This is a genomic window from Escherichia sp. KTE52 (genome assembly GCF_000408325.1).
GTDB classification, from domain to species: domain Bacteria; phylum Pseudomonadota; class Gammaproteobacteria; order Enterobacterales; family Enterobacteriaceae; genus Escherichia; species Escherichia marmotae.
Genome location: NZ_KE138677.1, coordinates 887,567 through 901,797, shown reverse-complemented (window position 1 = coordinate 901,797; position 14,231 = coordinate 887,567). Strand labels below are relative to the sequence as shown.

9 protein-coding genes are annotated in these 14,231 nt (G+C 51.0%); 5 read left to right on the top strand and 4 right to left on the bottom strand.

What is annotated here, in order from left to right:
• Positions 1-142: 142 nt before the first annotated feature.
• The 3 genes from A1SC_RS12820 to ypfH all read left to right on the top strand — a co-directional run bounded on the left by A1SC_RS12820 (position 143) and on the right by ypfH (position 3,808).
• Positions 143-1,006: a KPN_02809 family neutral zinc metallopeptidase gene (locus tag A1SC_RS12820; RefSeq protein WP_001267513.1), complete on the top strand. Its 864-nt coding sequence runs from the start codon at positions 143-145 to the stop codon at positions 1,004-1,006.
• A gap of 14 nt (positions 1,007-1,020) precedes the next feature.
• Entirely contained in the window at positions 1,021-3,036 is a 2,016-nt protein-coding gene (tmcA, locus tag A1SC_RS12825) for a tRNA cytosine(34) acetyltransferase TmcA (protein WP_016262249.1), read from the top strand.
• A 73-nt stretch (positions 3,037-3,109) separates the two neighbouring features.
• Positions 3,110-3,808: an esterase gene (gene ypfH, locus A1SC_RS12830; RefSeq protein ID WP_000679835.1), complete on the top strand. Its 699-nt coding sequence runs from the start codon at positions 3,110-3,112 to the stop codon at positions 3,806-3,808.
• A 128-nt stretch (positions 3,809-3,936) separates the two neighbouring features.
• Here the strand turns inward: ypfH and A1SC_RS12835 are convergent, their stop codons facing one another.
• Genes A1SC_RS12835 through A1SC_RS12845 form a run of 3 tightly spaced genes read right to left on the bottom strand, consistent with a single transcriptional unit; the run spans position 3,937 to position 5,652 of the window.
• On the bottom strand, positions 3,937-4,137 hold the full coding sequence (locus A1SC_RS12835) for a YpfN family protein (protein ID WP_000383836.1): 201 nt from the start codon (positions 4,135-4,137) through the stop codon (positions 3,937-3,939).
• 27 nt (positions 4,138-4,164) lie between these two features.
• Positions 4,165-5,292, bottom strand: coding sequence for a succinyl-diaminopimelate desuccinylase (gene dapE / locus A1SC_RS12840; RefSeq protein ID WP_016262248.1), 1,128 nt, complete (start codon positions 5,290-5,292; stop codon positions 4,165-4,167).
• Positions 5,293-5,295: 3 nt separating this feature from the next.
• Positions 5,296-5,652 carry an ArsC family reductase gene (locus A1SC_RS12845; protein ID WP_000258263.1) on the bottom strand — a complete coding sequence of 119 codons (357 nt, stop codon included), beginning with the start codon at positions 5,650-5,652 and terminating at the stop codon, positions 5,296-5,298.
• Positions 5,653-6,030: 378 nt separating this feature from the next.
• On the opposite strand from A1SC_RS12845, the gene ypfM reads away from it, so the two are divergent.
• Positions 6,031-6,090 (top strand): protein YpfM, encoded by a 60-nt coding sequence (gene ypfM, locus A1SC_RS24540; protein WP_001386977.1) that lies wholly within the window; start codon positions 6,031-6,033, stop codon positions 6,088-6,090.
• 98 nt (positions 6,091-6,188) lie between these two features.
• On the opposite strand, the gene acrD is transcribed toward ypfM, so the two are convergent.
• On the bottom strand, positions 6,189-9,302 hold the full coding sequence (gene acrD, locus A1SC_RS12850; RefSeq protein ID WP_016262247.1) for a multidrug efflux RND transporter permease AcrD: 3,114 nt from the start codon (positions 9,300-9,302) through the stop codon (positions 6,189-6,191).
• A 1,408-nt stretch (positions 9,303-10,710) separates the two neighbouring features.
• Here acrD and A1SC_RS12855 point away from each other — a divergent pair.
• The gene (locus A1SC_RS12855; RefSeq protein ID WP_016262246.1) at positions 10,711-14,184 is read left to right on the top strand and encodes an autotransporter outer membrane beta-barrel domain-containing protein; all 3,474 of its coding nucleotides are present in this window, start codon (positions 10,711-10,713) and stop codon (positions 14,182-14,184) included.
• Positions 14,185-14,231: the final 47 nt, after the last annotated feature.

Genomic DNA, 14,231 nt, shown 5'->3' with positions numbered 1-14,231 from the left:
CTGTTGGCACGGCAAGACAACCGCTTTTGTAAGACGTGAATTGAACGCTCATTCCTCCATCATTTCCTCCTGTTTTCCTGTGGTAATCTTCCTCTGAACCACCTACGATCATCACTATAATGAATATATTGTTGAGGTATCTATGCGCTGGCAAGGGCGTCGTGAAAGTGACAATGTTGAAGACAGGCGAAACAGTTCTGGTGGTCCGTCAATGGGCGGTCCCGGTTTTCGCCTGCCAAGCGGTAAAGGTGGGCTGATTTTACTGGTAGTGGTGCTGGTCGCTGGCTACTATGGTGTTGATTTAACCGGGCTGATGACTGGACAACCTGTTTCTCAGCAGCAATCAACGCGTTCAATTAGCCCAAATGAAGACGAAGCGGCAAAATTTACCTCGGTGATTCTGGCTACCACAGAAGATACCTGGGGGCAGCAATTTGAGAAGATGGGGAAGACTTATCAGCAACCGAAGCTGGTGATGTATCGCGGGATGACGCGCACCGGTTGCGGAGCCGGGCAGTCCATTATGGGGCCGTTCTATTGCCCGGCGGATGGCACGGTCTATATCGATCTCTCCTTCTATGATGACATGAAAGACAAGCTGGGCGCGGATGGCGATTTTGCCCAAGGGTATGTTATCGCCCATGAAGTCGGTCATCATGTACAGAAACTGTTAGGTATCGAGCCGAAAGTCCGTCAACTGCAACAAAATGCGACGCAGGCGGAAGTGAACCGCTTATCTGTGCGTATGGAACTTCAAGCCGACTGCTTTGCCGGTGTCTGGGGACATAGTATGCAGCAGCAAGGCGTTCTGGAAACTGGCGATCTGGAAGAGGCTCTGAATGCGGCGCAAGCTATTGGCGATGACCGCTTACAACAGCAAAGTCAGGGGCAGGTGGTGCCGGACAGCTTTACTCATGGTACTTCTCAACAACGCTATAGCTGGTTTAAACGTGGTTTCGATAGTGGCGATCCGGCACAATGCAATACTTTCGGTAAAAGTATTTAACTCTCGGGGCAGGGATGGCTGAACTGACTGCGCTACACACATTAACAGCGCAAATGAAACGCGAAGGGATTCGCCGCTTGTTGGTGTTGAGCGGGGAAGAGGGCTGGTGCTGTGAACATGCACTGAAATTGCGTGACATATTACCCGGTGACTGGTTGTGGGTTTCGCCGCAGCCAACTACTGAAAACCACTGTACGCCATCGGCGCTACAAACTTTGCTGGGGCGCGAGTTCTGTCATGCCGTATTTGACGCCCACCAGGGTTTTGATGCTGCAGCATTTGCGGCGCTTAGTGGGACACTGAAAGCGGGAAGTTGGTTGGTTTTGTTGCTTCCTGTATGGGAAGAATGGGAAAACCATCCCGATGCCGATTCTCTGCGCTGGAGTGATTGCTCCAGTCCCATTGCTACTCCACATTTTGTCCAACATCTCAAATGCGTCCTTACGACGGAGAACGATGCTATTCTCTGGCGACAAAACCAGCCGCTAACGTTGGCTGACTTTGTTCCCCGTACTGACTGGCAACCCGCTACTGGCGCACCACAGCCGGAACAGCAACAGATACTACAGCAGCTTCTGACCATGCCGCCTGGCGTGGCCGCGGTAACTGCTGCGCGCGGGCGCGGTAAGTCGGCACTGGCGGGGCAACTCATTTCCCGTATCGCAGGTCGTGCGATTGTTACTGCGCCTGCGAAAGCCGCAACGGATGTGCTGGCACAGTTTGCGGGCGAGAAGTATCGCTTTGTGGCACCAGATGTATTATTAGCCAGCAATGAGAAAGCCGACTGGCTGGTTGTCGATGAAGCCGCAGCCATTCCCGCACCGTTACTGCATCAACTGGTATCGCGTTTTCCGCGTACTTTGTTAACCACTACGGTGCAGGGCTATGAAGGCACCGGGCGCGGATTTTTGCTGAAATTTTGCGCTCGTTTTCCGCATCTGCAACGTTTTGAATTGCAACAACCGATCCGTTGGGCGCAGGGATGTCCACTGGAAAAAGTGGTCAGCGAGGCACTGGTTTTTGACGATGAAAATTTCACGCACGCACCACAAGGCGAGATCACCATTTCTCCATTTGAACAGATATTATGGCGCAGTGAGCCGGAAACACCGTTAAAGGTTTATCAATTATTGTCTGGTGCGCACTACCGGACGTCGCCACTGGATTTACGGCGGATGATGGACGCACCCGGGCAACATTTCCTACAGGCGACTTGCGAAAACGAGATCGCCGGGGCGCTATGGTTGGTGGATGAAGGCGGATTATCTGAACAACTCAGTCAGGCGGTCTGGGCCGGTTTTCGTCGTCCGCGGGGAAATCTGGTGGCTCAATCGCTGGCAGCGCACGGCAGCAATCCACTGGCGGCGACATTACGCGGGCGGCGTGTCAGTCGGATAGCCGTTCATCCGGCGCGTCAACGGGAAGGCATAGGACAACAGCTTATTGTCAGCGCCCTGAAATATACGTATGACCTCGATTATCTTTCTGTGAGTTTTGGTTACACCGATGAATTATGGCGCTTCTGGCAACGATGTGGTTTTGTGCTGGTGCGGATAGGTAACCATCGCGAAGCCAGCAGCGGCTGTTATACGGCGATAGCGCTGTTACCTGTTAGCGAAGCGGGGAAACAACTGGCGGAGCGTGAGCATGACCGTTTACGCCGCGATGCGCAAATTCTCGTGCAGTGGAATGGCGAAACTATTCCGGTTGATCGGCTAAACGACACCGTGCTTTCTGACGACGACTGGCTTGAACTGGCTGGTTTTGCTTTCGCTCATCGTCCGCTTTTAACGTCGTTAGGTTGTTTAACGCGTCTGCTACAAACCAGTGAACTGGCGTTACCGGCGCTGCGTGGACGCTTGCAGAAAAGCGTCAGCGACGCGCGGTTATGTACCACACTTAAACTTTCAGGCCGTAAGGCATTGCTGGCCCGCCAACGCGAAGAAGCCGTGCAGGCGCTATTGGCACTTGATGATGTTCGCACTGAACGCCTGCGCGATGGCATAACGCAATGGCAATTTTTTCACTGACTCCTTCAATTTTCTCTCATGGTCATTGTGAGTCAGCGGCGTAAAATTACTGACATCAGTTAAGGAGTTCGCCATGAAACATGACCATTTTGTTGTTCAAAGTCCGGACAAACCAGCGCAACAGTTGTTACTGCTTTTCCACGGTGTTGGGGATAATCCAGTGGCGATGGGGGAAATCGGCAGTTGGTTTGCGCCGCTGTTTCCGGATGCGCTGGTGGTGAGTGTCGGCGGCGCGGAGCCGAGTGGTAATCCGGCAGGGCGTCAATGGTTTTCGGTGCAGGGTATAACGGAAGAAAATCGCCAGGCGCGGGTAGATGCCATCATGCCGACGTTTATTGAGACGGTACGCTACTGGCAGAAACAGAGCGGAGTAGGGGCTAACGCCACGGCGCTGATCGGTTTCTCACAAGGGGCGATTATGGCGCTGGAGAGCATTAAGGCCGAACCGGGTCTTGCCTCACGCGTAATAGCCTTTAACGGGCGTTATGCCAGCCTGCCGGAAAGCGCATCTACTGCCACGACAATTCACTTGATTCACGGTGGTGAAGATCCGGTTATCGATCTGGCACATGCGGTTGCGGCACAAGAAGCGTTAATTAACGCTGGTGGTGATGTCACGCTGGATATCGTGGAAGATTTGGGGCATGCGATCGATAATCGCAGTATGCAATTTGCCCTGGATCACTTGCGTTATACCATTCCGAAACATTACTTCGACGAAGCGTTAAGCGGCGGTAAGCCCGGTGATAATGATGTGATTGAAATGATGTGAAAAACAGGTGCCAGGTGCGTAGGCCGGATAAGGCGTTTACGCCGCATCCGGCTATGGTGCCTGATGCGACGCTGAGGCGTCTTATCAGGCCTACGGTTGAAGGCCAGACATTGTCCGGCTCCTCCAGCTTACTTCTTCGGTTGATCCTTCTTCGGCCAGTCGTCGTCATCGTCCCACTTATCGTTGAAATCACGATGCGGGGGAAGCTCCGGCTTGTTGGCGAGAAATTTCTTATGGTCGACGCGCTTGAGATCTTTGATCACATTCAGCAGAACGCCCACCAAAAAGACAATCACCAGAATCCACCAATATTTAGCCAGCCAGTCCATGCTTATTTCCTCTTGCAGAACTACTCATCAGGCGACGAGCTGTTCCATGATACGTTGATACATACGGGCAAGTAGCTGCAGGTCGGCAGCATTGACGCATTCATTAATTTTATGAATGGTGGCATTGACCGGCCCGAGTTCCACCACCTGCGCCCCCATGCGGGCAATAAAGCGCCCATCGGACGTTCCGCCTGTGGTCAGTAGCTGCGGTTTAATTTCATTATAGTGCTCAACAGCGTTGACTACCGCATCGACCAGTTTACCGCGCGCGGTCAAAAATGGCTGTCCGGAAAGCCACCAGTCAACGGTGTAGCGTAGCTGATATTTTTCCAGTAACGCATGAACTTGCGCTTTGATCATTTCGTCTGTCAGTTCAGTACTGAAACGAAAGTTAAACTGTATAAACAGCTCACCCGGAATGACGTTATTACTGCCAGTACCCGCCTGAATATTGGCTACCTGCATACTGGTTGCCGGGAAAAATTCATTACCCTTATCCCACTCGATAGCCACTAACTCATTGAGGAAAGGTGCTGCGCGATGCACGGGGTTATCTGCAAGGTGTGGGTAGGCTACGTGTCCCTGCACGCCATGAATAGTAAGGTTACAGGTCAACGAGCCGCGACGGCCATTTTTCACTACATCACCGACAACTTCGATACTCGACGGTTCGCCAACCAGGCAGTAATCCAGCCGTTCACGACGCGCCATTAAGGTTTCAACCACTTTGACCGTGCCGTTGTGGGCGCTGGCCTCTTCGTCTGAGGTGATAAGAAACGCCAGTCGACCTTTATGGTTGGGATGTTGCGCGGCAAAGCGTTCTGCCGCCACGACCATCGCCGCCAACGACCCTTTCATATCTGCCGCGCCGCGCCCGAATAACATACCATCACGAATGGTCGGTTCAAATGGTGGGTTGATCCAACGGTCGGCATCGCCAGGCGGTACAACGTCGGTATGTCCGGCAAAGGCTAACGTTTCTCCCTGTCCGCGCCACGCCCAGAAATTCTGCGTATCCGCAAAGTCCATGCGTTCGACGGTAAAACCGATCGCCTGTAAACGTTCGATCATAATTGCCTGACACCCTGCGTCATCAGGACTTAAGGATGGGCGGCGAATAAGCTGCTGTGTCAGCTCAATAACCGGACACGACATAGACTACACCTCATGGAAAAATTGCTGATAACTGGATTCACTGAAACCCAGCAGCATAGGCTTCCCGGGCGCGCAGAGCAATGGGCGTTTGATAATTGCAGGCATTTCAGTCATTAATGCCGCAGCAGACGCCGCATCGGTGATTTTATTGCGAGTGATTTCGTCCAGTTTACGCCAGGTGGTGCCACGGGTGTTGAGTAACGCTTCCCAGCCTAATTCGTTGATAAATGAGTTCAGCAATTCACTGTCCAGACCATCAACACGGTAATCGTGAAAGCGAAAGTCAATGCTATTGGTTTCCAGCCAACGGCGGGCTTTTTTAATGGTGTCACAGTTTTTGATGCCGTAAAGGGTAACCATAATGAATCCTTTTGCGATTATTAAGAATAAATAATCATTTAACGGGCAATACATTTCCCCTGCAAATGATTGTCAGAGAATATAACATTATTAAGGTATTTCACTTAACAACTATTAAATAATTGTGAGCAGTTTGAACGCAATTATTAAGAATATTCCCCTAGGTATCTGTCTGTATTTCAAGCAGAATTGATTCAGTATTAGAATCCGTATGAATATGTTGAAATGTTGCTTTGCATCACATAAAAATCCCTGTCTCAGGGCCATAGTATTTACATAGGTTTTGCCCCGGAGGTAGTAATCACAGCAATCGAATAAATTAGCTTCACCACGGTATATTGTTTCCGTAGAATACCCATAATTATAAGAGAGGTTGTTATGATTGAACGTGAACTGGGGAACTGGAAAGACTTTATCGAAGTTATGCTTCGTAAGTAATTACCAGGACAAAAGGTAAAATGAAAGAACCTGATGAACAGGTTCTTTATCAGAAAGTTGAAAAAGGCGACACGTTGGCATGTCGCCTTTTTTATTGTTTATTCCGGCCGGGGTTTCAGCGGGAAGCGGCGACGTACCAGCACAAAGAATAGCGGTACGAAGTAAATTGCCAGAATGGTAGCGGAAATCATCCCCCCCATTACGCCAGTACCAACCGCATGTTGTCCGCCGGAGCCAGCACCGCTGCTGACTGCCATCGGCAGTACGCCGAAGACAAACGCCAGCGAGGTCATTAAAATCGGGCGTAAACGCTGGCGGCAGGCATAAAGCGTTGCTTCAAAAAGGTCGTGGCCTTTTTGATTCATCTCGTTAGCGAACTCGACAATCAGAATGGCGTTTTTCGCTGATAAACCAATGACCGTTAACAGTCCCACCTGGAAATAAACATCGTTTTCCAGCCCACGCATCCAGGTTGCCAGCAGCGCGCCGATAACCCCCAATGGCACGACCAGCATCACCGAGAACGGCACCGACCAGCTTTCGTACAGTGCTGCCAGACACAGGAACACGACCAGCAATGAAATCGCATACAGCGCCGGAGCCTGCGCGCCGGAAAGCCGTTCCTGATACGACATTGCCGTCCACTCCAGACCGAAGCCGTTCGGCAATTGCTGAACTAACGATTCCATAATATCCATTGCAGTACCGGTACTGACGCCCGGCGCAGCTTCCCCGACAATCTCTACCGCGGAATAACCGTTATAGCGTTCCAGACGCGGCGAACCTGTTTCCCAGCGGGAGGTCGCGAAGGCAGAGAAAGGCACCATGCTGCCGTCTTTGTTACGCACATACCACAGATTGATGTCATCTGGCAGCATGCGATACGGCGCGGCAGCCTGCACATAGACTTTCTTCACGCGACCGCGATCCATAAAGTCATTTACATAGCTCGAACCCCACGCGGTTTGCAGCGTGTCGTTAATATCGTCAATGGCAACGCCCAGCGCCTGGGCTTTACGTTGGTCGATATCAATCTGCAACTGCGGACTGTCATCAAGACCATTATGGCGCACACGGGTTAATTCCGGGTTTTCTGCCGCCAGCGCCAGTAACTGGTTACGTGCTGCCATTAGCGCATCGTGACCCGCCCCGGCGTGGTCCTGCAACTCCATATCAAAACCCGCAGAACTGCCAAGACCGCTAATTGCTGGCGGGCTGCTGGCAATAACTCGGGCTTCTTTAATCTTATTAAATTCTTTCGTTGCACGTTCGATAATGGCAAACGAGGTGCCGGTTTTACTGTCGCGTTCGCTCCAGTCTTTCAGGCGGATAAACATCCGCGCCACGTTTTGCCCGTTGCCGCCAGGGCCAGAACCGACCGTGGCAAACACCGACGTGATGTTGTCTTTCTCATGAGTGAAGTAATACTTCTCGATCTGTTCCACCACTTTCAGGGTTTGTTGCTGGGTCGAGCCGCTGGGCAACTGCACCGAGGTGGTGAACATGCCACGGTCTTCCAGTGGCAGGAACGACGTTGGCAGACGCAGGAACAGAAACACCATGCCGCCAAGTAGCAGGACATAAATCACAATCCAGCGCAGGCTGCGGTGGAGAATTTTCGCCACCCCTTTTTCGTAGCGTTCGGCGTTGCGGTTGAACATCTGGTTAAACCAGGCAAAAAAGCCTTTCTGCCCGTGATGCTCACCTTTTTTCAGTGGCTTAAGTAGCGTGGCGCACAGTGCCGGAGTGAGAATCATCGCCACCAGTACCGACAGCACCATCGCCGCAACAATAGTGATGGAGAACTGGCGATAGATAGCCCCGGTGGTGCCGCCGAAGAAGGCCATTGGCACAAAAACAGCCGAAAGCACCATCGCAATCCCGACCAGCGCGCCCTGGATCTGACTCATCGATTTCCGCGTCGCCTCGCGGGGCGAAAGTCCGTCTTCGCTCATAATACGTTCGACGTTTTCCACCACCACGATGGCGTCATCCACCAGCAGGCCGATCGCCAGCACCATCGCGAACATGGTTAAGGTGTTGACGCTGTAACCGAAGGCGTAAAGCACGGAGAAGGTTCCCATCAACACTACCGGTACGGCGATAGTCGGAATCAGCGTGGCACGGAAGTTTTGCAGGAACAGGTACATGACGAGGAAAACCAGTGCGATAGCTTCCAGCAGAGTTTTCACCACGTCTTCAATGGAGGCCTTAACAAACGAGGTGGTTTCATATGCCACCTTGTACTCCAGTCCGGGGGGGAAATACTGCGCCAGTTCATCCAGACGGTTGAGCACCAGCTCCGCCGTTGCCATTTCGTTCGCGCCGGAGGCCAGTTTTACTCCCAGACCCGAGGCTGGCTTACCATTAAAGCGGCTAAGATAATCATATTTCTCCGCTCCCATTTCGACGGTGGCGACATCGCCCAGCCTTACTTCTGAACCGTCCTGATTCACCCGCAAGGTGATATCACGGAACTGTTCAGGCGTTTGCAACAGCGACTGAGCGTTAATGGTGGCATTTAGCGCCTGTTTATCAACAGAAGGTGTTCCGCCAAGTTGCCCAACCGCAATCTGCGCATTCTGCGACTCAATGGCATCAGTGACATCTTTGGCGGTCATCTGGAAACTGTTCAGTTTTGCCGGATCAAGCCAGATACGCATCGAATACTGCGAACCGTAAGCGTCAATATCACCAACGCCATTAACACGGCTTAACGGATCCTGAATATTACTGGCAACATAATCGGCAATATCCTGTTTATCCATTGAACCATCAGTAGAGACGAAGGCAATGGTCAGAATGTTGGTATCGCCGGTTTTACGTACCGTTACGCCCTGATTTTGCACCGCCTGGGGGAGTTTACGCATGGCTGATTGCAACTGGTTTTGCACCTGTTGCACTGCTTCGTCCGGGTCTGTGCCTGCTTTAAAACTGAGCGTCACCGACGCCTGGCCGGTGCCGCTGCTTTGTGACGACATATACATCAGGTTATCGAGGCCAGTCATATTCTGCTCAATAACCTGGGTCACGGTGTTTTCCAGCGTCTGGGCCGACGCGCCAGGATAGTTAGCCGTTACTCGCACATTAGGGGGGGCGAGATCCGGGTATTGTTCAACAGGCAATGAAAAAATCGCCAGGGTTCCTGTCAGACACAACAGGATTGCCAGTACCCAGGCAAAAATGGGGCGATCAATAAAGAAATTCGCCATTAAAAGAGGACCTCGTGTTTCTGCGTATCGTTATGGGCATACCTTGCTTCACTGTAGCGGCAAGGTACGAGCCAATCGTGGAGAAAAAAAGGAGATAATGTAAATTATCAGCACTCGGTAGCAAAGTTTGCATAAGCGTAAAGTAACGGCAGCTATCTCTTTCCATTGCGGTGCATGAACGGAATGTTTTTCTAATTTGTTGAATTTTTAATAAAAAATACAGCGATTTTTTATTTTGATATCGCAAGGAAGAGCATCATTCGAACCCTGTCAGCGAAAACTCACCTTTACAAATGTAAAGCCGCAGCAGGATGTTAACAAAATTTCTTCTTAACGGAATCGTTGCCCGGCATCGTTTTTCCCGGAGAGCTTGCAAAAAGCGGATATTTCGTTTGTCTGGTTCCATATCAATAAGCGAGGAAACTGCTCGTTTTTGCTGACGCTCATCAACATACTAAACACTATTTTATGACTTCTGCTAATAATCATATGAATATATAGAGATATTAAATCGATGTCATGTATGATTCTTGTATTTTGTTTGTGTGGAATTATTTTTGATATCTATTGTTTTATACGAATATGACTTGCTCTCTATCTTATTAATTAACGTCGGGTATCTTTTTCCTCTATGGTTCTTAAAATGAGAAGACCATTTTTTTGGTTGAAAATCATATGCTAAGTGATGTGGTAAATATTCTTAGCTTTCTGAGAAAGTATTTTAATCATCTTGGTAGGTACACCATGAACTATTCTTCATATGGATCGATCTGTTTTATAGATCGATTTTCATTTATCGATCTATAAAAACTATATGACTTTATTTAAATAAACTGTCACTATTTTCAATATCTATTTCATGGAGGGGTGTCGCTCCGGATGAACTATTGCCAATAAAATATATTGGCATGGTTTGCAATGGTTTTTTATTAACTTTTGCATTACATGTGTTTATGTTTATTTGGTATAATTAATTGATTTTATTGATATTTTTTTATTGATGCGAAACGTTTTAAAGACTGTTTGGGCACCTTGTTTCAGGCAGGCTAACAGTAGTCCACTATTAACTAGTGAGCGGTAGATGAAGATGTAATATGGAAGTGATTAATCACTAACTTGTCGATAATAATGATTTTACGTTGTTGGTTAAATATCAGCAACGGTGGCGTGTTAGCGCCAAAAATAAAAAAACTTTACTCTGATGAATGTTTTTGGATGTTTTTCAATACTTGTTATGGGTAAGGGGGATATTGCGCCAAATTTTATTAAATTATATTGCGCGCAATATGTGTTTATTACCAGAGCATTGGGATAAAAAGTTCTCTGTTATGAAAATCATAATCGGTGAGTTTGTTTCTTTCCTCAAAATAAGGCGCTTTATTGAACTTTAATTAAAAAGGAATAATACGTGCTGGCGAACCTGACGACATTTAGCGGTGGCACCACCATGCTGGCGGCGGGTTCAACGCTTAACACCGGCGTATTCACCCAGCAGGATGGCAGCGTTCTGAATATCAACCTTGGGGAAGACGCCAGTAGCCCAATCATCACCGCCGACAGCGCCTCGCTGGATGGTACGTTGAATATTACTGGGGTGGGTAATATTCAGGAGCCGCTCAGCCATGATCCCTACACCTTCACGCTGATCGACACCGATGGCACCATCAACGGCGACTTTGACGACCTGACCATCGCCGGAATGAAGACGAGAGCGCTCGACTTCCTGACGGTCGCGGGTCGTATTAACCCCACGGATAACTCGCAGTACGAGCTCGCCACCTCGCTGTCCTGGTACGCAGATGAAAACAGTGCGGTCACAGATGCTCACGGAACCTTCACCCTGAGCGATCCCGATGGCAGCTTTACGCTGAACACCATACTGGCCGATGTTGCCCCGAACGACGCCACTCGCTGGGATGGTTCAACGCTGACCAAAGCGGGTGACGGCACGCTTATCCTGAAGGCGGCGAATACTTACAGCGGCAACACGCTCGTTAACGGTGGCACCCTGATTGCCGGAGTCGATAACTCGCTGGGTGAAGAGGGGGGGCTGGAGCTGGAATCTGGCTCCACCTTTGACCTGGATGGCATGAGCCAGAACCTTGAGTACGTATATGGCGATGTCGGGAGCACGCTGGATCTGGACGGAGGTAAATTGACTCTGGGAGGCGACAGCTATATGACCTCCTGGTTTAACGGCATCGTGACCGGCGGCGGCCTGCTGGATGTGTACGGCGATCTTATTATCGGGCAGACGAGCGATCTCAGCGGACTGAGTGCGACTATCGACATTGAGCAGTATGCCGTGGTGGAGGCTCAAACCCTGGAACTTGGCAGTGGGCGTATTGTGGCTGATGGCCTGCTGCTCATTGAATCCGCATCCGGTACTCTGGATAACAACATCAGCGGCAGCGGCGATGTCTGGAGCACAGGCGATACCACCCTCAGCGGTGACAATAGCGGGTTTAGCGGCTCCTGGACCCTCCGTAATTATGCCAGTTTCCGGGTGGCTGATGCTTCCGCGCTTGGCACGGGTAATGTCGTTGATGGCGGAACCCTGTATCTCGGCGGCACTGAAGACTGGGCGCTGAACAGCGGCAACGTGATTAGCGACTACTACAACTACGACGGCGAGCAACTCGTCGAGATGAACGCGGGTAAAGTGGTGAAACAGGGCGCTAACGCCATCACCATTGCGCATGCCAACACTTACAGCGGCGGCACGCTGATTGCCGAAGGCACGCTGAATGCCAGTGACGTTGGTGCGCTGGGGATGGGCGACGTAGATAACTACGCCATGCTGAATCTGAATGCGGCGGGAGAATATGTACTGGCGAACCTGACGACGTTTAGCGGCGGCACCACCTCGCTGGCGGCGAGCGCAACGCTCAGTACGACCGTGCTTGACCAGCAGGAGGGCAGCGTGCTGAGCATTGATTTAGGCGCGGATGCCAGTAGCCCAATCATTACCGCCGACAGCGTCAGCCTGAACGGCACGCTGAATATCACCGGGATTGGCAATATTCAGGATCCGCTTACCCATGCCCCTTACGCCTTCACGCTGATCGATGCCGACAGCGCTATTAGTGGGGACTTTGACGACCTGACCGTCGCCGGAATCGAAGCCAAAGAAACGGATTTCCTGACGGTTGACAGTCGTGTAGTACCCGCCGATAACTCGCAATACGAACTGACGGCGTCACTCTCCTGGTATGCGGATGAAAATAATGCGGCGACGGATGCGCACGGCATCTTTACCCTCAGCGATCCCGATGGCAGCTTTACGCTGAATACGGTGCTGGCGGATGTCGACCCGAACAGCGTGACTGGCTGGGATGGCAAAACGCTGACCAAAGCGGGTGACGGCACGTTGATCCTGAACACTGCCAACACTTACAGCGGTGAAACTCGCGTCACCGAAGGCACATTGTGGCTGACGGATACCGGAGTAATTGGCGTGCCGGATGCGTCTGGCCAGGGGGCTGTAAATGTTGACTCTGGTGCCACTTTCGGCGGCAGCGGTGTAGTGAACGGCGATGTCTACAACAGTGGCAAGATTGCTATGAGCCATGAAGGCGAAACGGGCAACACACTAACCATCAACGGTAACTACACTGGCGACAACGGTAATCTGTATTTCAACACGCAACTGGGCGACGACAGTTCACCAACCGATAAACTGGTCATCTCCGGTGATACTTCGGGTAACACGACGGTCTATGTTGCTAACGTCAATGGTAAAGGCGCACAGACGAAAAATGGTATTGAAGTGATCGATGTCGGCGGCCAGTCAGAAGGTGCCTTTACCCAGGGTAACCAGGTGCAGATTGGGCTGTATGAATACCGTCTGTATGAAGATGAAGGCGACTGGTATTTACGCTCACAATCCACCGTTCCACCGGAACCGGATGATAGTGGCGATGTCCCGGTAACGCCGCAATATCGCCCTGATATCGGCGCTTACCTCGGTAACCAGTGGATGGTGCGTAACCTGCAAATGCAGACGTTGTACGATCGCGAAGGTAGTCAGTACCATAATGAAGATGGCAGTGTCTGGATGCGTTTCAAGGCGGGTAATGCCGGGTCGCAGGCGGCTGACGGCAATGTTGATATCAACAACAACTATTCGCAGTTTCAGTTGGGCGGCGATATCCTGGCGTGGGATAACGACAGGCAGAGTCTGAAAGTCGGCGTGATGGCCAGTTACATCAACGCAGACACCGACAGCGAGGGTAATCGTGGCGCGGACGGCAGTCGGTTCAGCGCGACAGGTAATGTTGATGGCTACAATCTCGGAGTATATGCGACCTGGTTTGCTGATGCGCAAAACCATCAAGGGTTTTATGTCGATAGCTGGTATCAGTATGGCTTCTACAACAACAGCGTGAGTAACGGTGACGTAGGTTCTGAGGGTTATGACTCCACGACACATGCCATCTCGCTGGAGACGGGCTACCGCCACGATATTGCGCTGAGTAACCAGAATACAGTGAGCCTGATACCACAGGCGCAGGCGACCTGGCAGAAGTATGATGCTGACAGCGTTATCGACAATAACGGCACTCGTATTGACGATCAGGATAGTGATAGCTGGACCACCCGTCTGGGGCTGCGTGTGGATGGTAAATTGCACAGGAACGCAACATCCATGATCCAGCCATTTGCCGAAGTGAACTGGTTGTACACTAGCGGTGATGTTTCAGTTTCGTTCGATGGCGCGGAGATGAAACAGGATAGCCCGACTAACCGGGCGCAGGCGAAAGTAGGGATTCAGGCGAACCAGGACTGCCAGTGGAGTATTACTGGCCAGGTTGTTGGTGAGACAGGAAGCCATAACTATAACGATCTTAATGGCAGTCTGAACCTGCGTTACAGTTGGTAAAATACAGAGGGCTTACCCGGTGTTGTTTCGCCGCCGGGTAAGTAAAT